Below are 25,725 nucleotides of genomic sequence, written 5' to 3' on the forward strand. Positions count from 1 at the left end.
AAAGAGGTCAGGCACTCAGTGCCGCGGGCAGCAAGGCGTCGCCATAGAAGCGCTGCGCCACATCCGGATGGGAGCGCAGACGCCCCTTGAGGTAATTCCAGCCGACATCGCGCAGCAGCGGGTTGGCCGGGTCGCTGGCCGGGCCACGGGCTTCGCGTTGCAGCTCGGCGGGCAGCGGATACAGCGGCACCACTGCGTCCAGCCGGGCGCCAAGGAAGAACGCAATGGACAGGCGATCGCGGTCCGGCGGCGGCGAATGCACCCGGTGCACGGTGGCCCGCAGGTAGCCATTGCTCGCCAGCTCCAGCAGCTCGCCGATGTTCACCACCAGCGAGTTCTCCCGTGGCAGGGCATCGATCCAGCGGCCTTCCTCGACCTCCACCTGCAGCCCGGCCTGTTGGTCCTGCAAGAGAAAACTCAGGAACCCGGAATCCTTGTGCGCGCCGACGCCCTGCTGGCTTTCGCCGGGGACGCGACCGGGGTAGCGGATCAACTTGATGTGTTCATTGGGCTTGTCGCCGTACAACTGATCGAAGGCCTGCTCCGGCAGTGACAGCGCCAGGGCGAAAGCGCGCAGCAGGCGCAGGGACATGGCGGTCATCGCTTGTTGCCATTTCAGCAGCAAGGGTTTGAGTTGGGGCAAGGCTTCGGGCCATTGGTTGGGCCCTTGCAGGCGTGCCCAGGCCGGGCTGTGGGCGTCCAGTGCCAGCGCCTGGCGCTCGGCCCCGACATCGAACTGCTCGCGCAAGTCCGGCTGGCCACGGGTGATCTCGGAGGCCGCGCGGTTATAGCCGCGAAAATGCGCGGAATTGATCATCCCCACCGCCAGTTTCTGCGCCTCGGGCAAGGCAAAGAACTGCCGCGCCTGCTGCTGCACCTGTTTCAGCAATTGGCTGTCGATGCCGTGTCCGGTCAGGTAGAAAAACCCCACATCCCGCGCCGCATGGCGCAGTTGCTCAAGAAACCCCTGGCGCTGCGCGGGGCTACCGTCCAGCAGCGCCAGGTCCAGCGAAGGCAGCGCGGTGATATCCAGCGAGTGCGACATGCTTCACTCCCCTGTGAATTGAAAAAGTCCGATGCGCGCCGTAACCCCTGCGCGCAACCCTTGCGCTCAAAACGGGCTCAGAGCTTGGCGATCGACACTTCGGTGGATTTGACGAAGGCAATGACTTCGCTGCCGATCTTCAATTCCAGGTCGCGCACCGAACGGGTGGTGATCACCGAGGTGACGATGCCCGACGCGGTCTGCACGTCGATTTCCGAAACCACCTGGCCTTCGTGGATCTCCTTGATCACGCCCTTGAACTGATTGCGTACGTTGATCGCTTTAATGGTCATGCTCGGTCTTCCTGTGTGAGGCCCGGCAAATTCGCCGGGTGGCTGAGGGCTAAAGTGCACCCTTGGCGAACTGTTTTAAAGGAATAAATAATTAGTATTTTATTCTTTTTAGATATATTGAACCCCTCCCCGCCAAGCCGGTCGGCTTGACCCCACGCGGCACCTTTGTTTTTCTGGGGCCCCACAGCCGATCAGGCTGTTTCAGGAGGTTATGTATGCGCAGGCTCGAACTGGCGGGCGTCAGCGTCCCGGTGATAGGACAAGGCACCTGGCACATGGGCGAGGACCGTCATCAACGGACCCGGGAAGTGAACGCGTTGCGTACCGGTATCGATCTGGGCATGAGCCTGATCGACAGCGCTGAAATGTACGCCGAGGGCGGCGCCGAGACGGTGGTCGGCGAAGCGATTGCCGGGCGGCGCGAGCAGGTATTTCTGGTGAGCAAGGTCTACCCGCACAATGCCGGCCGCCAGGGTATCCCCCAGGCTTGCGAGCGCAGCCTGAAACGGCTGGGCACTGACTATATCGATCTGTACCTGCTGCACTGGCGCGGCCAGTACCCCTTGGAAGAAACCGTCGAGGCCTTTGAACGCCTGCGGGCCGACGGCAAGATCGGGCGCTGGGGCGTGTCCAACTTCGACCTGGACGACTTGCAGGAGCTGGCGGCACCGGCCTGTGCCACCAACCAGGTGCTGTACAACATCGAAGAGCGCGGTATCGAGTTCGACCTCCTGCCCTGGAGCCAGCAGCAGCGCCTGCCGATCATGGCGTACTGCCCGATTGCCCAGGCCGGCGCCCTGCTCGCCCATCCGCTGCTGGAACAGATTGCCCAGCGCCACCAGGTGACCACGGCCCAGGTTTCCCTGGCCTGGGTATTGCGCCAGGAGGGGGTAATCGCGATTCCCAAGGCGGTGCATCCGGAACACCTGCGACTCAACGCCGCCGCTGCCAGCCTGCAACTGGAGGCCGAGGACCTGGCCGCCATCGATAGCGCCTTCGCCGGCCCCACACGCAAGCGACGCCTGGCGATGATTTGAGCCCGAATCGGCGCTTTCTGGACGCTGCTCAGAAAAGACTGACGATTAGCAGAGTTCTGACACCGATGTATTTAAGATTCGTCTGATGCCTGGGCAGTGTGTCTCAGCTTTACAGTTGGCGCATGAGACTAAAAAGCTGCCTGCATCAGATAAATCCACTCTTTTCCCGGCCTGAAGCCGTTCTCCGCTTGCTTCGGCTTTTTGCGTTGCTGCTGCTCGCAGGCATCCTGATCGGCGTCTATAACTTTGTGCGTTCGACCCTGAACGACAACCTGTCCCGGCGTCACAGCTACATGAGCGGCGCCATCGCCCAGGCGCAAACCTTCTTCACCACCCGTGAAACCCTGCTCGAAAGCCTCAGCCTGTCGGCGGTGCGCCAGACGGCGGAACAGGCGCAACTGCCTCCAGCGGCTGAAGACCAGATCAGGCTGCAACTGGGCAATGCCGATGGCGAGCGGTGGAGTATCTGGCTCACCGAACGCATGCGCGAACACCTCAAGCGCAATCAACTGAATCTGCTGTACATCAGTGCAGGCCCTCGACCTCGGGTCGAGCGTCTGTACAGCGCCAACCCGCAGGCAGCCGCCGTTCCGGCGTCGGTACTGGAGCACCTGTCGACGCGGGAACCCCGGATGACGCTCGGCGAGGAAGGTCAGTGGCTGACCGAACAATCGGCGCAGTCCACCCAGCTGTACATTTTCTTTGCCCTCGATCATCGCGTCGCCGATTCCGGCTGGCTGGGCCTGGAGATGGATGGCAACGAAGTCCTGGCGGCTCTCAGCGACCAGAGCGCCGGGGAATTCATGATCCTCAACTCCCAGGGCGCCCTGGTCCTCACCAACACCCCTACCTACCGCTTGAGCCAGGCCCTGCTTGAGCTGCAGCGCGACAACTTTTTCGGTTTTATCGGCGGTGCCTGGTTTCCCGAGCAGTTGGTGATCCGCAAGCAACTCAAGTCCACGGATTGGCAACTGATCTACGCCTTCGAACTGCGCAAGCTGCTCCAGGATCTGTGGCCGCAACTGCTGGGCGCGCTGCTGTTCAGCCTGCTGAGCAGCGGCCTGATCTACTTGCTGACCCGGCGTGTGGAGCAGCACTTTATCGTCCCGGCGCTGAACCGGATCCAGGCACTGGTGGAGAGTGAGGCTTTCAGCCGCGACGTGATCCAGACCGCCCCCGTGGCCCTGTGCGTGTTACGCCGCAGCGACGGTCAGGTGGTCCTGGAAAATACCCTGGCGCAACAATGGCTGGATCAAGGAAAAGCCCAGGGCCTGCTGTGGGATGGCTGGATCCGGCAGGCGTTTGAACCGGATGGCGGCGCCCCCATCGATGATTTCGAAACCGCCGAGGGCCGGCACCTCCAGCTGAGTTCGGTGCCGACCCGCTACCACGGCGAAGACGTGCTGCTCTGCGCCTTCAGCGACATCAGCACACGCAAGCAGGTTGAAGCCGCACTCGATGAAGCCCGTTCCCTGGCCGAGTCTGCCAACGAGGCCAAGACCCTGTTCCTGGCTACCATGAGCCACGAGATCCGGACCCCGCTCTATGGTGTGCTCGGAACCTTGGAACTGCTGGGGCGCACCCGGCTCGACCAGCAGCAGAAACACTATCTGCAGGCGATGGAGGGCTCGTCGGCGACCCTGCTGCAGATGATCTGCGGCGTGCTCGACGTGTCGAAAATCGAAGCCGGAGAACTGGCACTGGAACTCCGGGAGTTTTCGCCCCTGGACCTGGCTTGCGAAATCGTCCAGAGCTATGCCGCCGCCGCTCAGGCCAAGGGCCTGCAACTGTATGCCTGCCTTGAGTGGCAACTGCCGGAACGGCTGGTGGGTGATGTCGCGCGCATTCGGCAGATACTCGGCAACCTGTTGAGTAATGCGCTCAAGTTCACGGATGTCGGGCGCGTGGTGCTGCGGGCCCACCTGCTTGAACTGGAGGGGAATCGCTGCACCCTCGAGTGGCAGGTCAGCGATACCGGCAAGGGCATCGCCGAGCAGGACCAAAGGATGCTGTTCGAACCGTTTTTCCAGACCTCGGGCAATACCAACGTGGTTGCCGGCACCGGTCTGGGCCTGCCCATCTGCCTGCGCCTGACACGGTTGATGAACGGCGACATGCGCGTGGTCAGCGAGCTTGGGCTGGGCAGCAGCTTCAGCCTGAGCCTGCCGTTGCAACGGGCCATGGACACGGCCCAATCCCCTTTCATGCCTCTGCTCGGGCCCCAGATCATCTACGTGCGGTCTTCAGTACGCGAGCTGGCGGAGAGCCTGGCGGGCTGGTTGCGACGCTGGGGCGCGCGGGTGCACCTGCGCCTGCCCGGCTACATCGATGCCGCCAGCGACTGCGTGTTGCTCGAACTGCACCCGGGCGCCATCAAGCACCGGCTCGAACCCGAATGGCAGGGGCCGCTGGTTCTGGCCTGCGGCATCGGGCATCACGAGCCGCGCCGCAACCATGGCTGGCAGGTGGATGTCAGCGACCTGCGGGCCATTCACCGGGCCGTCAGCCAGGCCCAGGGACAGCCCGCTAGCGAGGACGAAACCCTGGTCCAGAGCCACGACCTGCCCAAGCTGGGCCTGCATGTGCTGGTGGCCGAGGACAACGTGATCAACCAGTTGATCCTCAAGGACCAGCTGGAAGAACTGGGCTGCAGCGTAAAACTGGCCGGCAACGGCGACGAAGCCTTGAGCCTGTGGCACAACGAGCGCTTCGATGTGGTCCTGACCGATATCAACATGCCCAGGCTCAATGGCTATGAATTAAGCCGGGAGCTGCGGCGACTCGGGTGCAGTACGCCGATTTTCGGTGCAACCGCCAACGCCATGCACGGCGAAGAAGCCCAATGCCTGGCGGCCGGCATGGAGCGCTGTCTGGTCAAACCCTTTTCCCTGCGCACGCTGCTCAGTTATCTCGCGCCCTACGCCAAGGCGGCGCCGCAGCCCGGACCGCCGGACACCTGAACCTGCCGCTGTTGCACGCGCAATCGCCCCAACCCGCAACCCCTGCCACCCACTCGGAGCGGCTACTGCCCATGCCCTTGTCTAGCCCACCTTGCGCCGCCGATATGGATGCGCTGCTACTGCCTGTGGCTTTGCGCGAAGTGTTTATCAGCACCCTGCGTGCGGATATCCAGCGCATTGAGATCGCCCTGGACACGGGCAATACCTTGCACGCGGCGCAATGCTTTCACAGCGTTGCCGGGGCCCTGGGCGTGGTCAACGCCCTGCCCCTGGCGCGCGCCTGTGTCGAGCTGGAAAACCAACTGCGCGAGCAGCGCCCAGGTTCCGGCCTGGAGCTACAGGCCCGGCAGCTGGCGCAACGGCTGACGCTGTTTCTTGATCAGTTGGAGCAATGAACTCAACTCGAATGAACTCAACCCGGCAGCGGCAGATCGGGCTGCAAGGCCCACCAGCTCGGCAGCAGTTGCTGGACCCGTGCCTCGCCATAACGATCATCGATCAACATCACCACCCCGCGATCCTGCTGGCTGCGAATCACCCGGCCCGCCGCCTGCACCACTTTCTGCAGCCCCGGGTAGAGGTAGGTGTAGTCATAACCGGCGCCAAAGATCGCCGCCATGCGCTGCTTCAACTGCTCGTTCACCGGGTTCAACTGGGCCAGGCCCAGGGTGGCGATAAAGGCACCGATCAGCCGCGATCCCGGCAAATCGATACCCTCGCCAAACGCCCCGCCCAGCACCGCAAACCCGATGCCCTGGCCTTCACTGCTGAACTGATCGAGAAAGCCCTGGCGCTGCCCTTCGTCCATGCCCCGCGATTGCAGCCACAGGGCAATGTCCGGATGCTCTCGGGCAATTAGCTGCGCCACCTGCTGCAGGTAATCAAAACTGCTGAAGAACGCCAGGTAATTGCCGGGACGCTGACGGAACTGGCGAGCCATCAGCTCGACAATCGGCGCCAGGGACGCCTGGCGATGCACAAAACGGGTGGAGATGCGCTTGACGATATGCACCTCCAGTTGCGCCGCGTCGAACGGCGACTCGACATCGACCCAGACCGTGGTGTCCGGCAGGCCCAGCAGGTCGCTGTAGTAATGCCGCGGGTTGAGGGTCGCGGAAAACAGCACGCAACTGCGCGCCGCCGTCAGCCTCGGGCGAATGAAACCCGCCGGCACCACATTACGCAGGCACAGCTGGGACAGGCTGCGCTTGGCATTGAGTTCACGCTTGCTGATATCGAACAGAAAGTGCTCATCGAACAGCTCGGCAACCCGGGCGAACTGCAGCATCTCGAAGTAGAAACCCTGCAGGCTGGCATCCAGCCCCTGGGGGTGATCGTTGAGGTAATCGCCAATCGCCGAAACGCACAGCGACAGGGCCTTGAGCAAGGCTGCCGGCGCCTGGGCATAGGCCTGGTATGGCGCCAGTTGCTCCTTGTGCAGGGCATTCCACTCTCGGTTCAAGCGTTGCAAGGGCTTTTTCAGCGCCTCGGGCGCCGCCGCCCGCACAGTGTTCATCTGGTACTGGTCGAGGCTGGCGCTGTACATCGATCGCCCGCGCTCCACCAGGTTGTGCGCCTCGTCCACCAACACCGCCACGGTCCACTGATTGGCCTGGGCCAGGCCGAACAGCAAGGCGCTGAAATCGAAGTAGTAGTTGTAGTCCGCGACCACCAGGTCGCTCCAGCGGGCCATTTCCTGGCTCAGGTAATAGGGGCAGACCTCATGCGCCAGGGCAATCTGCCGCAGACGCTGCTGGTCCAGCAGGCGCACCTGGCTGGCCGCCTGGCGCGCCGCCGGCAAGCGATCGTAGAAGCCGCGGGCCAGGGGGCAGGACTCGCCGTGGCAGGCCTTGTCCGGGTGCTCGCAGGCTTTGTCCCGGGCCACCAGCTCCAGCACCCGCAACGGCAGTTCGGGGCAACTGTCGAACAGCACCTGGGACGCATCCAGCGCCAGTTTGCGGCCCGGGGTTTTGGCCGTCAGGAACAACAGCTTGTCCAGGTGCTGCGGGGCCATGGCCTTGAGCATGGGAAAGATGGTGCCAATGGTCTTGCCGATCCCGGTCGGTGCCTGGGCCATCAGGCAGCGCCCGGTGCTCACCGCCTTGTACACCGACTCCGCCAGGGAGCGCTGGCCGCTGCGAAACTGCCCATGGGGGAACGCCAGGGCCTGGGTTGCCAGGTCCCGCGCGCTGCGGTGCGCCAGTTCCTGCTCGGCCCACTGCACAAAGACTGCGCATTGCTGCTTGAAAAACTGCTCCAGCATCGCCGCATCAAAGGGCTCGACCAAGGCGGTTTCCTGCTCGCTGACAATGTCGAAATACACCAGCGCCAGGCGGATCTCACTCAGTTCCAGGGCCTGGCACATCAGCCAGCCATAGACCTTGGCCTGGGCCCAGTGCAGTTGCCGATGGTTGGCCGGCATGCGGCTGAGGTCGCCACGGTAGGTCTTGACCTCCTCCAGCAGGTTTTGCGTGGGGTCGTAGCCATCGGCCCGGCCCTTGACCGTCAGCGGCCCATACTGGCCTTGCAGGGCCACTTCGTTCTGGTAGCCGGGGCTGCGTCGGGCGGCCACCGTGCGGTGGCCGGCGATGCCTTCGAGCGCAGTGGGCGATGGGGTGAAACGCAAGTCGAGGTCACCAATCTTGGCCGTGAACTCGCACAGCGCCCGCACCGCGATGCGGTAGCTCAAGCCGGCTGCTCCTGCCATTGCACATAGCAGACCGCCACCGGCATCTGGTGCTGGTGGCAGAACTCCAGCCAGCGCAACTGGTTGTCCTGCAGGCGATCGCCCGGGCCCTTGACCTCGATCATGCGGTAGGTTTTTTGCTCGGGCCAGAACTGGATCAGATCCGGCATGCCGGCACGATTGGCGCGGATATCCAGCAACAGGCGCTCGAACCAGTGCTTGAGGTGGATCGCTGGCAGGCAGTCCAGGGCCTGGTCGAGCAGCTCTTCGGTCAGCGCCCCCCAGAACACGAAGGGTGATTGCACGCCCCACTTGGCCACGAAGCGCTGGCGGATGGTGCGGATGTAACGCCCGTCATCCAGCTCGGCCAGGCAGGCCTGGAACAACTCGGCGCGACGGGGATGGAAATCTTCACTCAACAGGTCCACCGGCCCGCGCTGGAACGGGTGAAAGAACGCCCCGGGCAACGGTGCGAAGATCGCCGGCCAGCACAGCAGGCCGAACAGCGAATTGATCAGGCTGTTCTCGACGTAGTGCACCGGGGCCTGCTCGGCATGCAGGTGGGCCTGGACGTGGTACTCCACCGACAGCAGCGCATCGCTGCGGGCCAGGTTCAGCTCCAGGCGTTGTGGCTCGCGACCCGGCACCCGGCGCTGGACCGGCCCGCCCAGCTTGCGCCGCAGGCGCGGCAACACCCGCAGCAACAGCTGCTGTTCGGCTGCGCTTTGCGGTGCCTGGGCCGCTACCTCGGCCAGCGCCAGGGCCTGGGGATAGTCGCCGCTGCGTTCCAGCACGCGGATCAGCCGCATCCGTGCCCCGGGGTAGGCACAGCCGCTATAGATCGCCAGGGCCAGCGCCCAGTCCGCCACACGTTCGCAGTGCTGGCCCAGCTGAAACAGCAGCTTGGCGCGGCGTTTTTCCAGCCAGGGGTTGTCGATGGGCAAGGCCTGGATCCGGGCCAGCACATCAGCCAGCTCGTGCCCGGCTTCGAAGGCTTCCTGGCACTGTTGCAAATAGATAAAGCCATCCACGTCCCTGCGGCTGCGCAAGCCGCGGGAATCGGCGCTGAACTCGACTTTTTCGTAGGTGTAGATGCCAAGGTCGGCCAGCACGAACTCCGACCAGTCCTGGTACAGGTTGCCGAAAAACATCAGGCGCAGGCGATCGCACAGATCCATGACTGTCAGGCTCAGCAACTGATCATCGAGCTGCGGGCACCAATCGGCGAAGGCTCGGGGCGGGGCCCCATGCTCGGTCAATGCCGCCAGCCAATCGGTTTTCCTGGCTTTGGGCTGATCGATGAGGGCGGCGAAACACTGCAGGATTTCGGCCTTTTGCAACAGACCGAACAGCTCGTCCAGGGACACCTCGGCCCCCGGGTCGACCCAGCCCAGGCGCACCAGGGGCGTGGCCGCCAGGGTGATATCGCCGATCTCGGCATAACTCAGCTTGGCGGCACGAAAATGCCGGCCCTTGCGCATCACCAGGCGTACCAGCAATGCCTGGGCAGGTTGCGGCAACCCGGCGAAATCAGCGATGAAGCGCTGCTCTTCAGGGCACAGCAGGTCGGCATACCGCTGCTCGATCCAGGCCAGCACTTGCTGAAAGTTGTGCAGGTAATAGAACGGGTTTTCGAGGGGGTTGGAAGTCACAGAAGGCAGGCACCGCGGAAAAAGACACTGGTTATGCATACAGATAACAGCTGTGCGCCGTGCCTGGCAAACACTATTGGATAAATGGCGCCCCGGCTTGCCGGCCCTGGACGAACACTTTTTTCCGAGGGTTATCGCGATGGAGAATGACTATAGAGTCATCAAAATACGGCACACTGTGCCGCTTCAACGTGCATGAACGAGAGGTTTGTCTATGAAGTTTGAAACCCTGGGCCTGGCCCTGGCTGCCACCGCACTCCTGGCCTTGGCGGGTTGCGCCTCGCCCACCGTGGTGACCTTGCAGAACGGCACCCAGTACCTGACCAAGGATGTGCCAAAGACCCGCACGGCCGATGGCTTCTATGAGTTCGTCGATATTTCCGGCAAGAAAATTCGCATCAAGGCGGACGATGTAGCCACCGTCCGCCAGGAACAATAACCGCTTCCGATCAAGGACAATCAGCGGTAGAGGCCGAGCCCCGGGACACTGCCATCGCAGGAAATACTCTGCTGGGCATTGCGCTTGTACAACTCGCCGCGAACCTTCTGGCAGCGGTCATATTCCTGCCTGGCGGCATTGTCGATGCTGATATTGCCCGTGGTTTCCGGCTGCTGGCCGTCCCCCAGGCGGACCTGGGCCCAGGGTTGCTCCGGGGCGATGTGAAAGCGGCTGGGGGCCGGCTGTTGCTTGGGTTCGACCTTCAATTTTGCCCCGGCCGGCAATTGCTCCGGGGTCACGCCATAACGCTGCAAAATCGAGTTGTGCGGCAGCTCGTCCGCCAGCGTCGTGCCTGCCAGCAGGCTCAGCACCAGACCGATTGCACACCTCTTGTTGTTACTCACCTGACTTGTCTCCTGCTGTCCATTGGGCCGGTGCGACGGCTTGTGGCCATCGCCCGTGCCTGAATAACGCATGGGCTGCCTGACGCTTTAGTCCCTGCCCGCGCCCCTGGATAAAGGCGCCGGGCCCGCCCTCGCGGTCTGCGTCATGTTGGCTATGCTTTCCCAGCGCTCACCATGAGCGCCCTCGGGCGGTAGCCCCAGGTGCAAGGTATTGGAGTCGTTATTTGGGGTGCGGGTCACGCCCGGTTCCCGATGACTGCCGCGGTGCCTGCATTGCCCCCTACAAGGAGTAGCCATTGTGCAAAACCCTAACCCGCTGTTGAACTATTGCCGGACCCTGCCCCTCAAGACCCTGGCGTTGACCCTGGTATTGGGCGGCCTGAGCGCCTGCGCCAACATCAATGCGCGAACCACTGAATACGTCGGCGTGACCCACGCCGGGCCCACCTCGCCAGCGTCGGTCCAGGTGCTGCGCAGCGAGCCGACCCGCCCTCACATTCGCCTCGGTGAAGTGGTCCTGGACAGCAGCGTCGACCCGGCGCCACCGGTCAGTGAAATCGAGCAGAAACTACGGGAAGAAGCCGCGAAGATCGGCGGCGATGCAGTGGTCGTGGTGTATGACAAGATCCAGCCGGTATCAGCCTATGTCAGCGGCCCATTGTGGGACCGGGACATCCAGACCATCGATGGGCGCAAGCTCAAGGGCATCGTGATCGGCTACCAGTGATGGGGGGTGGCGGCGCATGCGAGGCACGCGCCGCCCGTCACGATGCCTCAGGCGAGGACGATGCCCGCGCCGTTCAACTGCTCCAGGCCCACACCCACCAGGGTCACCGAAGCCTGGCCAAAGCTCAGCAGCGTGTCATTGCCCACCGCCGTGGCGTGGGCACGGTAGCTGTCGTTCGGCGCCACCCCGGCCACCCCCATGAACACCAGGCTGTCACTGGCCTGGTACCCCAGCAGCCGGTCATGGCCGAAGTCGCCACTGAAGACAAAGGTGTTGTGGCCGCCCCCCGCCTGCAGCAGGTCATCACCGGCGCCGCCGACAAACACATGATGGCCGAGTTCGCCCAGCAGATGATCGTTGCCCCCCAGGCCGAACAGCCAGTCACCCACGCCGTCGGCCCGCACCTGGTTGGCGCCGGCGTCGCCACTGTGGGACTTGGCGTAGGCGGTCAGCACCGAGCCCGCCAGCAGGCCTTTGTCCGTGACCTGGTGGCTGACCTCATCCTTGAACAACCCCCACAACGCGCCTGACTCCTTACTGGTCAAGGTGCCGATATCCCGGGTGATGCTGATGCCGCCCTGGGCATCGCGGATGTACAGGCTGCCGGCGCCATCGTTGGCAAATTCCAGGCTGTGCACCGACTGCTGCAACTCCAGGGTGTTGTGCCCCTGGCCACCGAGCAGGATGTTGTAGCCGCCGCCATCACGGAACGTATCGTTGCCCGCGCCGCCCTCCAGGTAGTCATTGCCCTTGCCGCCCTGGATCAGGTCGTTACCGTCGCTGCCGATGATAAAAGTGCTGCCCCGGTGCGCCTCGGCATTGCGGTTGAGGTCCTGGACCCAGGTGCCGGCCCGTGCCGGGTCAGACAGGTTGGCGACGATGATGGTGGAGTCCTGGTGGGTGAAGTCATAGAACGCCGAGTTCAGCACCCGGGTCATGCCGGAGTCGTAGCCACTGGGCAGGTGGGACAGCCAGGTGGGCACATTGAGAATCGAGAACGGCAGCAGGTTCCAGGCGCTGGAGGCGTAGAAGTCGTTGAAGCTGACGATGTTATTGGTCGCCGACTCATGAGGCGCATCGTGCACCCCGAGGGATGACAGGTTGAAGGTGGAACCGTCCAGGGCGCGAAACACCGGGTCGTTTTCATAGCCGATGTTCAGCACTTTGTCGCCGGCGCTCTGGGTCGGCGAAGCGTAGCCCAGGTACTGGGCATCCTTGAAAAACCCGTCCCAGCGCCCTTCGCTCAGGTCCGCCAGGCTATTGACTGCCAACCCGCCCAGGCTATGGCCGCTGACCACGATATCCGAGCCGCTCAGGCCATTGGCCCGGGCAAAGGCCGCGACATCGCCCAGCAGGCCGCCGAACGCCTCGCCGCTGTAGTTCTTGGCGTAGTCCTGGGGCCCCAGGGCAGCCAGCAGGTCGTTGAGCACATCGCCGATGGAGTCGCTGATCACCGATTCGCGCGGGCCGCTGGTGCCGCGAAAGGCAATGCCGATCGAGGTCAACTGGCCATTGGCGTCGTACTGGCCGAGGACTTCGGCCTGGGCCGTGGTGTAGCCGGCCTTTTCACCAAAAAAAGTGCCGCGCACATCGACCTTGCCGCCATACCCCAGTTGGGCGGCGCTGATCGGTGTCCAGCCGGCCTGGTGCAAGGCGTCGAGGGCGGCCTTTTCCGAGTCGGGGTTCCACGGCACGCCGGGAATCACCCCCTGGGAATCGCTGCTGCCGATCAGTGCGCTGACCAGGGTCGCCGGCAGGCCGAGGCCGAAGCCGTTGTGCTGATAGCCCACGGCAAAGCCGTTATCGAGGTTGTGGTAGGAATACAGGGTGATTGCCAGGGCATCGGCGAACAGCGCCTTGCTGCCTTCGCTGCCGAGGTTTTTGTAGTCATAGACCGCCATGATGGTGCCTCTCTTTTGGGAAAACCGGGCTGAAACCGGCGCCGCCAGCAAGCCGACGGCGCACGCTTGCACTGCCTGCTCAGGCGAAGACCAGCCCCGCGCCGACCAGGCTGTCCGGGGCGATACCGACCAGGGTCACGGAGTAGTCGCCCACACTCAGCACCGTGTCCTGGCCGCTCTGCGTCAGGTGCTGGCTGTAGTCGTAGCCCTGCCCGGCACCTTCGACGCCGAGGAACACCAGCCTGTCGCTGCCCTGGTAGCCGTGCAGGGTGTCGAAGCCAAAGGCGCCGTTGAACAGGAAGGTGTTGCCGCCGCCGCTGGCGTATAGCTCATCGTTGCCGGCACCGCCGACGAAGGTCACCTGGCTGTGCTCGCTGCGCAGCAGGTCATCGCCGCCAAGGCCGAACAACCAGTCGCCCTCGCCGCTGGCCACCAGTGAATTGCCGTAGGCATCGCCGTTGAGCGAATGGTTGTAGGGCGTCAACTGGTCACCGGCCAACAGCCCGGCAGCGGTGACCTCGTGACTCACCTCTTTGCTGAACAGGCCCCAGGCAAAGCCCGGCTCCTTGCTGACCAGGGCACCGATGTCCCGGGTCAGGCTGATGCCGCCGTAGGCATCGCGCACATACAAGGTGCCGTCGCCATCGTTGGCCAGGGTGAAGTGATCGAGGGGCTGGCGCAGTTCGAACACGTTGTGCCCCTTGCCGCCGAGTATCACGTTGTAGCCGCCGTCATCGCGAAAACGGTCATCGCCATCGCGGCCTTCCAGGAAGTCATTGCCACGCCCGCCCTTCAGCAGGTCGTTGCCGTCACTGCCAATGATAAAGGTGCTGCCCGTATGCGCCTCGGCATTGCGATTGAGGTCTTCGACCCAGGTGTTGCCACGGCTGGACAACGACAGGTTGGAAATGACCAGGGTCGAATCCTTGCTCGTCAGCCCGTAGAAGCTTGAGTCGATCACCCGATTCAGTGCATCGGCATACCCGGCTGACCCGTGGGCCTGCCACGACTGCGGGTTGAGAATGCTTTGCGGCAGCAGGTTCTCCAGAGTGCTGGCGTAATGGTCGTTGAAGTTGACGATATTGTTGGTGGCCGAGGGCTGTGGCTGATCGTGGCTGCCCAGGGAGGTCACGCTGAAACGGGTGCCGTCGAGCACCCGGAATACCGGGTCGTTTTCAAAACCGATGTTCAGCACCTGGGGCGTGGCCGGGCTCTGGGTCGGCGAGGCGAAGGCCACGTAGTTGGCCTGCTGATAAAACCCGCCCCAGTGCTCGCCACTCAGGGCCGCCAGGCTGTTGACCGCCAACCCGCCCAGGCTGTGGCCGCTGACCAGCACATCCTTGGCCCCCAGGCCCTGGGCCTGGGCGAAAGTCGCCACGTCCTGCAGCAGTTGGTTGAAGGCGTTCTGGGTGTAGTTCTGGGCGTAATCCACCGGACCGATCGCCGCCAGCAGGTTGTTCTTGATGTCACCCAGGGTGTCGCTGAAACCCAGGCCACCGGTGCCGCGAAAGGCAATGCCGATCGAGGTCAGTTGGCCATTGGCATCGTATTGGCCAAGGACCTCGGCCTCGGCGCTGGTGAAGCCGGCCTGCTCCCCGAAAAACGTGCCCTGGGGCCCGACCCGGCCCTGGTAACCCAGGGCCTCGGCGCCAATCGTCAGCCAACCGCCGGGCTGGGGTTGGCCGTCGGGGGCGTAGGCATAGAGCGCCAGGGTCATGGCGGCGCTGTACTGCGCCTTGGCCTCCTGCTCGGAGAACTGCTTGTAAGCAAAAATGCCCATGGGGGTTTCCTCTCGTGTGCTGATCGTGTCTGCCCGGAGCCCGTCAGTGCGAGCTGCGCGGCACAAAGGCCTCGTCGACCCGCGCCAGGTCAGCTTCGCGCAGGGTGCCGGCGTAGTAATGCAGCTTGGTCCAGGCCATCAGGTAGTCGTAGCGCGCCTGGGCCAGGTCGCGCCGGGTGCTGTAGAGCTGTTGCTCGGCGTTCAGCGCATCAAGGTTGACTCGTTCGCCGCCGAGGATGCTTTGCCGGGTGGAGACCACCAAGGCCTCGGCCGAGCTCAGGGCTTTCTGATAGGCCCGCAGTTTGTTGGCGCCCGACAGGCAGGCACTGAACTGGCGCCGCAGCTCGATCAGGGTTTCGCGGGTCTGCGAGTCCAGTTCGTACTCGGCCTGCTCCATGGAGCGGCTGGCCTGGCGGGTCGCCGCCGACACCCCGCCGCCGGCGTACAGCGGCACGCTGACCTCAATGCCGATGGTGTTGGTGTCATAGCGCTGGTTGTAGGTATTGCCGCTTTCCGACTCGTTCTGGCGCACCGAGGCATAGGCGTTGAGCTTGGGCATATGCCCGGCGCGGTTGCGCTCCACCTCGTAACGCGCAACTTCCAGGCGCTGGCGACCGGAGGCCAGGTTCGGGTTGTTGCTCAGGGCCAGCTCATGCCAGGTGGCGAAATTGGCCGGGGTCAGGGCGAACACCTGGAACCCCTGGTCCAGCGGCTGCAAGTCGCCGATATCCACCGCCGGCACCCCGATCAGCGCCCCCAGTTCCCGTAGCGAGGCATCCTGTTCATCCCGGGCTTCGATCTCTTCGGCGGTGGCCAGCTCATAGCGTGACTCGGCTTCAAGGATGTCGGTGCGGGTGCCTTCGCCCTGCTGGAACATGTGCTGGTTCTGCTGGAACTGCTGCTCGAACGCGCGCTTCTTGGCCTGGGCAATGTCGATCTGGTCCTGGGCGAACAGGGCCTTGGTGTAATAGGTCAACACCCGAACCAGCAGCTCCTGGCTCTTGCCGCGAAAGTTCTCATCGGCAAACAGCGCCTGGGCCACGCCCTTGCGGTAGGCAGCGTAGGCTTCGTAGTCGATCAGCGGCTGCTGCAGGGTGAAGGACGAGCCGTAGCTGCTGTAGTTGCGGTCCTCGTGCTGGGTGCCGCGCACGGTGTCGAGGTAGGTCACCTTGGAGGTGTTGCGGCCCTTGTTGTAGCTGTAGCCCAGTTTGGGCAGCAAGCCGGCGCGGCCGATGGCGCGGTTTTCCAGGCCGGCGTCGCGTTCCTTCATGGCGCCGAGGAACACCGGGTCGTTGCGCAGCGCCTGCTCGTAAATCTGAAACGGTCCCATGGCCCGGGCATTGCCACAGGCCAGCAGCAGGACGGCAGCGAAGATGGAAAGCTTACTCATGCGACGCAACATCCTTATTCTTCGGTCAACGCGGAACCTGCCCGGTCGAGCAGTGGCTTGAACAGGTAATTGAGCAGCGAACGCTCGCCGGTGCGCACGAACATCTCGGCCGGCATGCCGGGTTTGATCACCAGGCCATTGAGCGCTTCCAGCGCCTGTTCGCTGACGCTGCTGCGCAGCACGTAATAGGGCACGCCGGTTTTCTCATCGAGCATCTGGTCAGCGGAAATCAGGCTGACCTCCCCCGGCACCCGGGGCGTGCGGCTCTGGTTGAAGGCGGTGAACAGGATATCCACCGGCAAATGGCTGCCGACCTTGTCCACCAGGTTCACCGGCAAGCGCCCTTCCACCTCCAGCCGCGTGCCCTGGGGCACGATCTCCAGCAGGGTTTCTCCGGCACGCACCACCGCGCCTTCGGTGTGCACCCCGAGGTTGACGGCGATGCCAGCGGACGGGGCGACGATTTCGCTGTGCTGCAGGTCAAACCCGGCCGAGGCCAGTTGCTGCTCCAGGGTCAGGCTCTTGAGCTGGGCATCGGCCAACTGGCTGCGCACCTCCTTCTGGTACTCCTCGGCGTGCTGCTGCAACCTGAGCCGCGACTCGCGGATACCCTGCTCCACGCGTCCGCTTTCGCCGCTGTTCTGTGCCAGTTCCTGCTGCACTTGCGACAGTTGGCGCTGGTACTCCAGCAAGCGATTGCGCGGGATATAGCCGTTGTCGGCCAGGGGTTGCAGGTTGCCCAATTGCTGGCGCAGGGAGTCGGCCTGGTTGTTCAGGTCGTTGCGCGCGCGGCGCATGCCGGCCAGTTGCGCACTGGCGCCTTCGATATTGGCGCCGATGGCCGCCTGCTCGCGGGAGAATGCCTCGCGCCGGCTGCTGAACAATTGCCGCTGGCCTTCCAGCACCAGGCCCAGGCGCGGGTCGGCATCGCTGCTCAACTGCGGCGGGAAGTCGACCTGCTTGAGGTTGTCGCGCTCGCTCTGCCAGCGCGCCACGCTGGCCCAGGCCATGCGGTACTGAGCCTGGAGCGACTGCACATCGGCGCCGATCTGGGTCTGATCCAGGCGAAACAACGGCTGGCCCTGGCGCACCGCCTCCCCCTCGCGCACCAGGATCCGGCTGACCACCCCGCCGCTCATCGATTGCACCGCCTTGCGTTTGCCCGACACCACCACCGTGCCTTGCACCGGGATCCCCTGGTCCAGCGGTGCCAGGGCCGCCCAGGCAAAAAAGCTGCCGGCGCCGAACAGCGCCAGGGCCCAGCCCAGGCGTGCAAAAAACCGCGCGTCGCGCTCCGGGCGCGGTGCTGTGTAAGTGCTGTCATTGATCATCTGCTGGTCCTGGCTCATGGGCCGTTACTCCGGTTCGGCGCCTGGTATTGCCGGCTCATGCTCAAGCCGGCCGGGGTCGCGGCCGGTGCGGGATTGGGCGTGCGGGCCGCTTCCTGGGCACCGGCCAGGGCCTTGAGCACTTCCTGGCTCGGGCCAAAGGCCTGCAAGCGCCCTTCGTTGAGCACCAGCAACTTGTCGGCCTGGGCCAGGGCCGAGGAACGATGGGTCACCAGCACCACGCTGGTGCCCTGGGCCTTCATCTGGGCGATGGCGGCGGCCAGGGCGCTTTCGCCCACGGTGTCGAGGTTGGAGTTGGGCTCGTCGAGCACCACCAGGCTCGGCTTGCCGTACAGCGCCCGGGCCAGGGCCACCCGTTGCTTCTGGCCACCGGACAAGCCGCTGCCCTCATCCCCCAGCAGCGTGTCATAGCCCTGGGGCAGGCGCAGGATCATCTCGTGCACCCCGGCCTGCTGCGCCGCTGCCACCACTTGCGGCGGGTCGGCCTCGCGAAAGCGCGCGATGTTGTCGGCGATGCTGCCGCTGAACAGCTCGATGTCCTGGGGCAAGTAGCCGATATAGGGGCCCAGTTGCTCCCGGTCCCAGCGATGGATATCGGCGCCATCCAGGCGCACCGTGCCCGTCAGCGTTGGCCACACCCCGACCAGCACCCGGGCCAGGGTCGACTTGCCGGAGCCCGAGGCGCCGAGCACCCCCAGCACTTCGCCGGCCCCCAGGCTGAAACTGACCTGTTGCAGGGTCGCCAGGCGCCGGCCCGGTGGCCCGGCGCTGACCAGCTCGAAGCTGACCTGGCCCTTGGGCGCCGGCAGCGCCATGGCGCTCTGGCGGGTGCCGAACTCCTGCAGCAGCGCGTCCAGGCGCTGATAGGCCAGCTTGGCGGTGCTCCACTGTTTCCACACCGCAATCAGTTGATCGATGGGGCTCAATACGCGCCCCATCAGGATCGAGCCGGCAATCATCATCCCCGCACTCATATCCCCCTTGATCACCAGCAAGGCCCCCAGCCCCAGCACCAACGATTGCAGGCACAGACGCAAGGTCTTGCTCAGGGAACTGATGACCGCGCCGGTATCGCTGGCCTGGTTCTGCAACCCGAGAAACCGCGAGTGCACCTCGAACCAGCGTTTGCGCAGTGCCCCGAGCATGCCCATGGCCTGGATGGTTTCGGCGTTGTGCAAATGGCTGCTGGCCAGTTGCGTGGAGCGTTGGGAATAGCCGCTGGCCTGGCCCAGGGGTTGCCGGGTCATGGCTTCATTGAGGCAGGCCAGACCGATCAGCAGCACGGCCCCCGCTGAAGCCAGTACACCCAGCCAGGTGTTGAACAGGAAAATCACCAGCAGGTAGATGGGAAACCAGGGGGCATCGAAGAAGGCGAACAGCGCCGGACCGGTGACGAACTGGCGAATCTGGGTCAAATCGCCCAATGACTGGCCGGCATGGCCTTCCCCACGCGCCAGGTTGCGTTCGAACGCCGCCTGATAGACCTGCAGGTTGAAGCGCCGCTCCAACTGGCTGCCGATGCGAATCACGATAAAGCTGCGCAGCACTTCAAGCAGGCCGATAAACGCAAAGAAGCCGACCACCATCAGGGTCAGCATCAGCAAGGTGGTCTGGTTCTGCGAGGTGAGAACCCGGTCATAAACCTGGAGCATGTAAATCGATGGCACCAGCATCAGTACATTGATCAACGCCGTGAAACACCCGACGCTGATCAAAATACCCTTGTAATCACCGAGCGCCTTGAATAAGGGTGCGGCTTGAGTGGTCTTCGCCATCTTGGTTGATCTTCCCTGAACTAATAACCTGAACCTTGCGGCGCAGGAAGACATGCATCGCCCGACGCAATACGGGCGCTGTTTATATATAAAGCGGGCATACAACAACAGGCTCTACTTGTAGACGAGTCAGTGTTGTCCTTATTTAGCAGTCAAGCGTCAATGACTGACAGCCTTGTATGACTTGCGCCATTGACGCGGGCTCTTTTGAACTAAGGCTAGGGAAACTCTGAAGAAGACTTCCAGATTTTGGCAAAATACCCGGATTCCACCCGCTGAGTTTCCCCATGAAGCAGATGACCTTCGCTGACGCCGAGTACGCCGGTAAGCGCAAACAAACCCGCAAAGAGTTGTTCCTGATCGAGATGGATCGGGTGGTGCCGTGGAAGGGTTTGATTGCCTTGATCGAGCCGCATTATCCCAAGGGTGAAGGCGGTCGTCCGGCCTATCCGCTGATGGCGATGCTGCGCGTGCACCTGATGCAAAACTGGTTCGGTTACAGCGATCCAGCGATGGAAGAGGCGCTGTACGAGACCACCATCCTGCGCCAGTTCGCGGGGCTGAGCTTGGAGCGTATCCCCGATGAAACCACCATCCTCAACTTCCGTCGTTTGCTGGAGAAGCACGAACTAGCCGCCGGCATCTTGGCTGTCATCAATGGCTATCTGGGCGACCGAGGGCTGTCGCTGCGCCAAGGCACGATCGTCGATGCCACACTGATCAATGCGCCGAGTTCGACCAAGAACAAGGACGGTAAGCGCGACCCGGAAATGCATCAGACCAAGAAGGGTAACCAGTACTACTTCGGCATGAAGGCGCACATCGGTGTCGATGATGAGTCGGGCTTGGTGCACAGCGTGGTGGGCACGGCGGCCAACGTGGCCGATGTCACCCAGGTCGATAAGCTGTTGCACGGCGATGAGAACATGGTCGGTGCCGACGCGGGTTACACCGGCGTCGAGAAACGCCCTGAACATGAAGGCCGGAAGGTCATCTGGCAGATCGCCGCCCGCCGTAGTACTTACAAGAAGCTTAATAAGCGCAGTGCTTTGTACAAAGCCGCGCGCAAGATTGAGAAGGCCAAGGCTCAGGTACGAGCCAAGGTCGAGCATCCGTTCCGGGTGATCAAGCGCCAGTTCGGTTATGTGAAGGTGCGCTTCCGTGGTCTGGCGAAGAACACGGCGCAACTGGTGACGCTGTTCGCGCTGTCGAACCTGTGGATGGCGCGCCGACATTTACTGGCGAATGCAGGAGAGGTGCGCCTGTAATGTGGGAAATGGCTGCCGCGAGGTGCTCGCGGCGGCTAAAAACACAGAAATAAGCGGGTGATCTGAGCGTTTTTGATCGATTTGCCGCTTTTAAAATCGGCAGGGGCTGAAGTCAGCCAGAAATACACAACTACTTCAGACCATCCCTAGTGCCCTGCGCGCTGCAGGACGATCACCAGTCCGGAACTCAAGGTGCTTTGATAAAGCCCCTCTTTCTGTCGACTCAGGAAGATGATCTTCGATCCTTCGGCGCCGGTGACGGCGATACCGTCGGGCTCGGGAAACCAGCCGATGGCGGCCGCACCCAGCCACTGGGTCAGGCAGTCGGCGCCCGCCCCCAGGGTGCCGTTGGGCAACAGTTCAAGGGCACATTGCTGCGCCGGTTGCGCCGGCTGTTGCAATTGCCACTTCCCGGCCAGTTCAGAGGGGTCGGCCAATCTCAGGCTGCTTGCCATGGTTACATCTCCAAAAAACATCATCAGCGTCGTGAACAGCCACGCGCGGGGCTTGCAGATCAAGGCTTTGCGGGTCATCGGGGGCTCCATTCGCGGGCTAGCCTCGCTCAGGCGCCCGGCCATTGCAACAACAGAGGGCGACGCTTTCGCGCCTCCCTCCTTGCTGCTCAATTACGCAACGATATCGCTGAATGCCGCCTGGCCCACGGTGCTGACCAGGAAGTCCGCCACGCCGTGCCCGGAGAAGTCCACCGACAGGGTGCTGATGCCCCCCGAGGTGCTGAGCACGGCGTCGCCGGCAGCACCGGTGAAAGCGTTGACGAAGTGCAGGCCAGCGCCTTTGGTGATGCCCGTCAGGTCAATTTTGTCCAGGCCGCTGACAAAATCCATGATCTGGTCGGCGGCACCCGGCCTGGAATCGGAACTGGCGGCAAACACGAAGGTGTCGGAACCGGCCCCACCCCAGAGTTTGTCCGCGCCACCGGCGCCGTAGAGGATGTCGTTGCCGGCACCGCCACGCAGCTCGTTGGCCCCGTTGTTACCGATCAGCAGGTCATTGCCCGAACCGCCAATGGCGTTTTCGACACTGACACCCTTGGCGATGGAGACGTTGCCCACCAGGCCGCCAACGTCGGAGAACGAGGCTTCATTGAGGTTGATCTTCTGGTTCTGGGTGAAACCGGAGAAGTCCAGGGTGTCGTTGCCGCCCCCGTCCCAGACCGAGAACACCAGCTTGTCCGACGCCGAAGTGGCGCTGAGAAAGTCACGCCCGGTGTTGGAGTTGAAGCCATAGGTGGTATCGCCCGCACGGGTGCTGGTGTTGGCGCCGTAGAGCTTCTGGATCGCGGCAATATCATCCATCAGCGGGCCGGACGAATAGGCTTCGACCCCGCCCTTGCTGAAGTTCTGGTTGGTATTGCTTTCACTCCAGTAGCTCATGACGCTGTAGCCACGGGTGTCCTGGCCATAGGTCGCGTCGCTGTAGGACGGGTTGCCGTTGCCCGCGTTGTAGTCGCCGGGGTGCGCCAGGCCCAGGGTGTGGCCGATTTCGTGAGTCAGGGTCTGACGGCCGTAGTTGTTCAGCTCCGGGTTCTTGTTCTGGGTGTAACTGCTGTTGGTCAGGTACCAGGAGGTGCCGTCATAGCCGGCGCCGGTCCCCGGCAGGTAGGCGAAGGCCGCCGCACCATCCTGGCCACCGCTGTAGTTGCCGAAGGTCATGTGACCATCGCCGCCGGAGGCTTTTTCAGTGAAGGTGACATTCGCCACATCCGACCAGGACTGCATGGCCAGCGCGGCCTGGGCCTTTTGCTGGGCGCTGAACTGGCTGAACCCGGAGATCCCGTGCTTGTACAGCGTGCTCGAGGACGCCGACGTCAGGAAGGTGTAGGTCAGCTCGATCTTGCCGCTGCCGTTGAGGTCCTGGTAGGCAGCGCCATCGCGCAGCAACTGGGTCGCGGCCTGATCGACCGTGTAGGAGGGTTTGCCATTGACCGTCAAGTTACCGCCACGGTCATACTGATGGCTGAAGCTATTGATCTGGTTATACGCCGAACTTGCAGCAGCCAATGGCAGCAGCGCTTGTTCAGCAGCAGTAATAGCGTTGTCTTGTACTTTCGACATGAACACTTCCTTGTAATCAATGGAGCAGTTTTTTTTCGATAGCAACAATCCCTGGCGAGATCGTCCTATCACTCGCCCAATGCAGGCGCAAGAAAACTGACACAATTTTAAACAAGACGTCTAGTACTTTTTTGGCGTCAAACTTTGTTGTCCAGACAAACTCCCGCAAACAATGATCGGGCCGGTAAAAGATTATTCTTAAAAGCCAGCCCAACAACTAATTGTCCGACAATCGACAATTTAATAATTAAATAATCGACACTAAATAGAGCATCCATCGGCAACTTTAGAGTTGCATTAAGTTGCTTTCCAGCCGCTGCATTGCAATGCCTCCAGCAGGGTTTGCGCGTGCAGCGCCGGCACCAGGGTGCCACTGCGGGTGGTCATCGGCTCACCCGCCAGCAAGGCATTGATGATCGCCTCTTCCACCGCTTCCGCCGCTGCGCTGAACAAGGGTGAGATGTGATCGTTGTTGAGCATGGCCAGCGGCGTACTCAGGGGCAGGTCCTTGCGCCCGTAGTCGGCGGCAGGCAGGTCCTGGTTGCCGGTGGCGAAGGCCAGGAAGATATCGCCGCTGGAATCTTCGGTGCCGCCCCCGGTGCGCGCGATGCCGATCGATGCACGCTGCGCCAGGCGTTGGCACTGATGGGGCAGCAAGGGTGCATCGGTGGCCAGGATCACCACGATCGACCCCATGCCCGGGGTGCCGCCCTCGTCGAAAGGTGAAGCGATGCCCATCAAGTGGCGCCCCACCGGATAACCATCGACCCGCAACTCCTGGCGCTTGCCATGGTTGGCCTGCACCAATGCACCCACGGTAAAGCCACCCTGCTCCGCCGGCAGCCGCCGTGAAGCGGTGCCGATACCGCCCTTGAACTCATGGCAGATCATCCCGGTGCCACCGCCCACCGCGCCCTCTGCGACCGGCCCCGACTCGGCCAGGGCCATGGCCTCGCGCAGGTGTTGCGGGCCTATGTGCTGGCCCCAGATATCGTTGAGCAGGCCGTCGTAGGTTTCCATCACCACCGGCATGCACCAGTACACCGCCGGGTCCGCCAGGCTGTCGCGCTCGGCGGCAATCAGGGCATCGCGGACCACGCCGACGCTGTGGGTATTGGTGATCGCCAGCGGCGTCGCCAGCAGTCCGGCCTCGCGGATCCACTCAAGCCCAGTGGCGTCGCCGTTGCCATTGAGTACGTGGCAGCCGGCGAAACAGGGTTGTTGGCGAGCGTGGCCGGCCCGCGGCTGGATCAGGGTCACGCCACTGCGCACCTGCTTGCCGTCGACCTCGGTCTTGAGCGTGCTGTGACCGACCCGCACCCCCGGAACATCGGTGATCGCATTGAACGGGCCAGGTGTGCCCAGGCCCAGGCTGATCCCCAATTGACGTGCGCGCATAACCACTCCTTACAGTTTTTGAAAGGCCGGACTGAACCGACCGTTGGTGCCATACAGAATCACCGACAGTGCCAGCAGGCCGATGATCACCATGATGTCCCTGAGCGACGCTTCAAGGAACAGACTGACCAGCAAGTAGCCGGCGCCCAGTACCGCCAGCAACGCCGGCAGCGGCCATAGCGGCATGCGGTACGGATGCTCGCGATCGCGCAGCAGCACCCGGCTGAGCAAGGCGCACAGCGCCACGATCAGGTACACCAGCATGATCAGCAGCACGCTGAATGACGTCAGGTCCGCCAGGTTGGAGCTGAAACTGAGAATCGCCGAGGGCACCGCCAGAAACAGCGTGGCCATCCACGGCGAGTCCCAGCGCGGATGAATGCGGGTGAACAGGCGATTGATGCTCGGGGTCCAGAGCGCATCGCGACCACTGCTGAACACCACCCGGCCAATCTGGATCACGATGGCGACAATGGCGTTGAACACGGAAAGGAAGATTCCGGCACTGACCACCCGCGACAGGGTTTCATTGCCATGGCTGGTCAGCAGATAGCCAATCGGGTCGGGGCTGGCGAGCATTGCAGTGAGAGACGGCGCACCGATCAACAGCGCGGTGAGCGGCACCAGCTCAATGATCACCACCAGCACCAGGGACCACAGCACCGCCTTGTGCACGCCACGGCCCTGGCATTTCATGTCTTCGGCCAGCAGCACTGCCGGACCGTAACCATTGTAGGAAAACAGGCCAATGCCCACGGCACCGATCACCAGGGCCCAGGGCGCCATGTGCAAGACGCCGTTTTCGACGATTTGCGGATGCACCAGGATGCTCAATGGTTGTGTGGCGTTACCGAAGCCCAGGCACACGATCACCAGCAACGCGGCAATCTCCAGCAACAGACAGGTCCCGGTGATCCAGGCATTGAGCTTGATATTGAGGATGCCCAACAAATAACTGCAGACCACAATGACCAGGGCGACGGTCTGGGAATCGTACTGGGTGCCCAGGGCATTGTTCAGGTAGGTGGCGGCACCGGTTGCCAGCACCGGCGGGATAAACAGCAACATCACCAGCACCGTGAGAAAGGTCGCGTAACCGGCCATGCCGCCGAACACCCGCTTGGCATAGACGTATTCACCGCCGGCGCTGTTGTGGGCGCGGCCCAGTTCGGCGTAGCAAAAGGCGAACATCAGGGCCAGTAACCCGGCCATCACGAAAGCCAGGAACACCCCGCTGCCGGCCTGGTGGATGGCAAAGGGCGCAATCACGAACACGGAACTGGCGGGGGTCACACCGGACACGGTAATGGCCACCACATCGAACACACTCAGGGTCGGTTTCAGTGCGCCATCGGGCGCAGCGGGAGAGCTCATATCGTTATCCTCGTGGTTATTTTTGGTCTGAGGCAGAAACGAAAATAAATCGGCTGGGTGCGTTCTGGGCCGCACTTGATGGACGCTACTCTAGAGCGCCCGGGTGGCCCGACCAATTCCCCTATTGGAGTACTCCCCCTTGACGCCGTGGCGCAAATGCCCGAAACCCTGC

At 63.0% G+C, this 25,725-nt stretch carries 20 protein-coding genes; 6 read left to right on the forward strand and 14 right to left on the reverse strand.

The annotated features are described in order from the left end of the window. Positions 1 to 7: 7 nt before the first annotated feature. Both MF4836_RS30040 and MF4836_RS30045 read right to left on the reverse strand, forming a co-directional pair. A complete protein-coding gene (locus MF4836_RS30040; protein ID WP_078473416.1) occupies positions 8 to 1,045 on the reverse strand; it encodes an isopenicillin N synthase family dioxygenase in 1,038 nt (345 codons plus the stop codon). Positions 1,046 to 1,122: 77 nt separating this feature from the next. Continuing rightward, complete coding sequence (locus MF4836_RS30045; RefSeq protein WP_020297934.1) at positions 1,123 to 1,338, reverse strand: TOBE domain-containing protein; 216 nt, start codon at positions 1,336 to 1,338, stop codon at positions 1,123 to 1,125. A gap of 215 nt (positions 1,339 to 1,553) precedes the next feature. Here MF4836_RS30045 and MF4836_RS30050 point away from each other — a divergent pair, with 215 nt between their 5' ends. From MF4836_RS30050 to MF4836_RS35425, 3 genes are all read left to right on the forward strand, one after another. After that, on the forward strand, positions 1,554 to 2,375 hold the full coding sequence (locus MF4836_RS30050) for an aldo/keto reductase (protein ID WP_078473417.1): 822 nt from the start codon (positions 1,554 to 1,556) through the stop codon (positions 2,373 to 2,375). Between the two features lie 122 nt (positions 2,376 to 2,497). Next, positions 2,498 to 5,335 carry a response regulator gene (locus MF4836_RS30055; RefSeq protein WP_078473418.1) on the forward strand — a complete coding sequence of 946 codons (2,838 nt, stop codon included), beginning with the start codon at positions 2,498 to 2,500 and terminating at the stop codon, positions 5,333 to 5,335. 71 nt (positions 5,336 to 5,406) lie between these two features. Then, entirely contained in the window at positions 5,407 to 5,730 is a 324-nt protein-coding gene (locus MF4836_RS35425) for an Hpt domain-containing protein (RefSeq protein ID WP_078473419.1), read from the forward strand. A 17-nt stretch (positions 5,731 to 5,747) separates the two neighbouring features. On the opposite strand, the gene MF4836_RS30065 is transcribed toward MF4836_RS35425, so the two are convergent. After that, a complete protein-coding gene (locus MF4836_RS30065) occupies positions 5,748 to 8,024 on the reverse strand; it encodes an ATP-dependent DNA helicase (protein ID WP_078473420.1) in 2,277 nt (758 codons plus the stop codon). Then, entirely contained in the window at positions 8,021 to 9,673 is a 1,653-nt protein-coding gene (locus MF4836_RS30070) for a VRR-NUC domain-containing protein (protein ID WP_078473421.1), read from the reverse strand. The genes MF4836_RS30065 and MF4836_RS30070 overlap by 4 nt, the downstream gene beginning before the upstream one ends. A 214-nt stretch (positions 9,674 to 9,887) precedes the next feature. On the opposite strand from MF4836_RS30070, the gene MF4836_RS30075 reads away from it, so the two are divergent. Continuing rightward, positions 9,888 to 10,112, forward strand: a complete 225-nt coding sequence (locus MF4836_RS30075) for a YgdI/YgdR family lipoprotein (RefSeq protein WP_020297940.1) — start codon at positions 9,888 to 9,890, stop codon at positions 10,110 to 10,112. A 20-nt stretch (positions 10,113 to 10,132) separates the two neighbouring features. Here MF4836_RS30075 and MF4836_RS30080 read toward each other — a convergent pair whose 3' ends face one another. Continuing rightward, positions 10,133 to 10,516 (reverse strand): hypothetical protein, encoded by a 384-nt coding sequence (locus tag MF4836_RS30080; RefSeq protein WP_020297941.1) that lies wholly within the window; start codon positions 10,514 to 10,516, stop codon positions 10,133 to 10,135. 298 nt (positions 10,517 to 10,814) lie between these two features. On the opposite strand from MF4836_RS30080, the gene MF4836_RS30085 reads away from it, so the two are divergent. Continuing rightward, positions 10,815 to 11,243 (forward strand): hypothetical protein, encoded by a 429-nt coding sequence (locus MF4836_RS30085; RefSeq protein ID WP_443217481.1) that lies wholly within the window; start codon positions 10,815 to 10,817, stop codon positions 11,241 to 11,243. Positions 11,244 to 11,290: 47 nt separating this feature from the next. On the opposite strand, the gene MF4836_RS30090 is transcribed toward MF4836_RS30085, so the two are convergent. The 5 genes from MF4836_RS30090 to MF4836_RS30110 form a co-directional block, all read right to left on the reverse strand. Further along, positions 11,291 to 13,144, reverse strand: coding sequence for a polyurethane esterase (locus tag MF4836_RS30090; protein WP_078473422.1), 1,854 nt, complete (start codon positions 13,142 to 13,144; stop codon positions 11,291 to 11,293). Between the two features lie 79 nt (positions 13,145 to 13,223). Then, a complete protein-coding gene (locus MF4836_RS30095) occupies positions 13,224 to 14,924 on the reverse strand; it encodes a polyurethane esterase (protein ID WP_078473423.1) in 1,701 nt (566 codons plus the stop codon). 43 nt (positions 14,925 to 14,967) lie between these two features. After that, positions 14,968 to 16,326 (reverse strand): TolC family outer membrane protein, encoded by a 1,359-nt coding sequence (locus tag MF4836_RS30100; RefSeq protein ID WP_078473424.1) that lies wholly within the window; start codon positions 16,324 to 16,326, stop codon positions 14,968 to 14,970. Positions 16,327 to 16,328: 2 nt separating this feature from the next. Then, the gene (locus MF4836_RS30105) at positions 16,329 to 17,663 is read right to left on the reverse strand and encodes an HlyD family type I secretion periplasmic adaptor subunit (RefSeq protein ID WP_078473425.1); all 1,335 of its coding nucleotides are present in this window, start codon (positions 17,661 to 17,663) and stop codon (positions 16,329 to 16,331) included. Beyond that, positions 17,660 to 19,438, reverse strand: coding sequence for a type I secretion system permease/ATPase (locus MF4836_RS30110; RefSeq protein ID WP_078473426.1), 1,779 nt, complete (start codon positions 19,436 to 19,438; stop codon positions 17,660 to 17,662). The genes MF4836_RS30105 and MF4836_RS30110 overlap by 4 nt, the downstream gene beginning before the upstream one ends. 287 nt (positions 19,439 to 19,725) lie before the next feature. On the opposite strand from MF4836_RS30110, the gene MF4836_RS30115 reads away from it, so the two are divergent. Next, positions 19,726 to 20,706, forward strand: a complete 981-nt coding sequence (locus tag MF4836_RS30115) for an IS5-like element ISPre1 family transposase (RefSeq protein ID WP_078473427.1) — start codon at positions 19,726 to 19,728, stop codon at positions 20,704 to 20,706. Positions 20,707 to 20,852: 146 nt separating this feature from the next. Here MF4836_RS30115 and MF4836_RS30120 read toward each other — a convergent pair whose 3' ends face one another. The 4 genes from MF4836_RS30120 to MF4836_RS30135 form a co-directional block, all read right to left on the reverse strand. Beyond that, positions 20,853 to 21,239, reverse strand: coding sequence for an AprI/Inh family metalloprotease inhibitor (locus MF4836_RS30120; protein ID WP_078473428.1), 387 nt, complete (start codon positions 21,237 to 21,239; stop codon positions 20,853 to 20,855). Positions 21,240 to 21,332: 93 nt separating this feature from the next. Next, positions 21,333 to 22,781: a serralysin family metalloprotease gene (locus tag MF4836_RS30125; RefSeq protein WP_078473429.1), complete on the reverse strand. Its 1,449-nt coding sequence runs from the start codon at positions 22,779 to 22,781 to the stop codon at positions 21,333 to 21,335. A gap of 297 nt (positions 22,782 to 23,078) precedes the next feature. Then, positions 23,079 to 24,179, reverse strand: a complete 1,101-nt coding sequence (locus MF4836_RS30130) for a DmpA family aminopeptidase (RefSeq protein WP_078473430.1) — start codon at positions 24,177 to 24,179, stop codon at positions 23,079 to 23,081. A 9-nt stretch (positions 24,180 to 24,188) separates the two neighbouring features. Then, on the reverse strand, positions 24,189 to 25,553 hold the full coding sequence (locus MF4836_RS30135) for an APC family permease (protein WP_078473431.1): 1,365 nt from the start codon (positions 25,551 to 25,553) through the stop codon (positions 24,189 to 24,191). Positions 25,554 to 25,725 lie beyond the last annotated feature (172 nt).

This window comes from Pseudomonas sp. MF4836 (genome assembly GCF_002018875.1).
In the GTDB taxonomy this organism is placed as follows: domain Bacteria; phylum Pseudomonadota; class Gammaproteobacteria; order Pseudomonadales; family Pseudomonadaceae; genus Aquipseudomonas.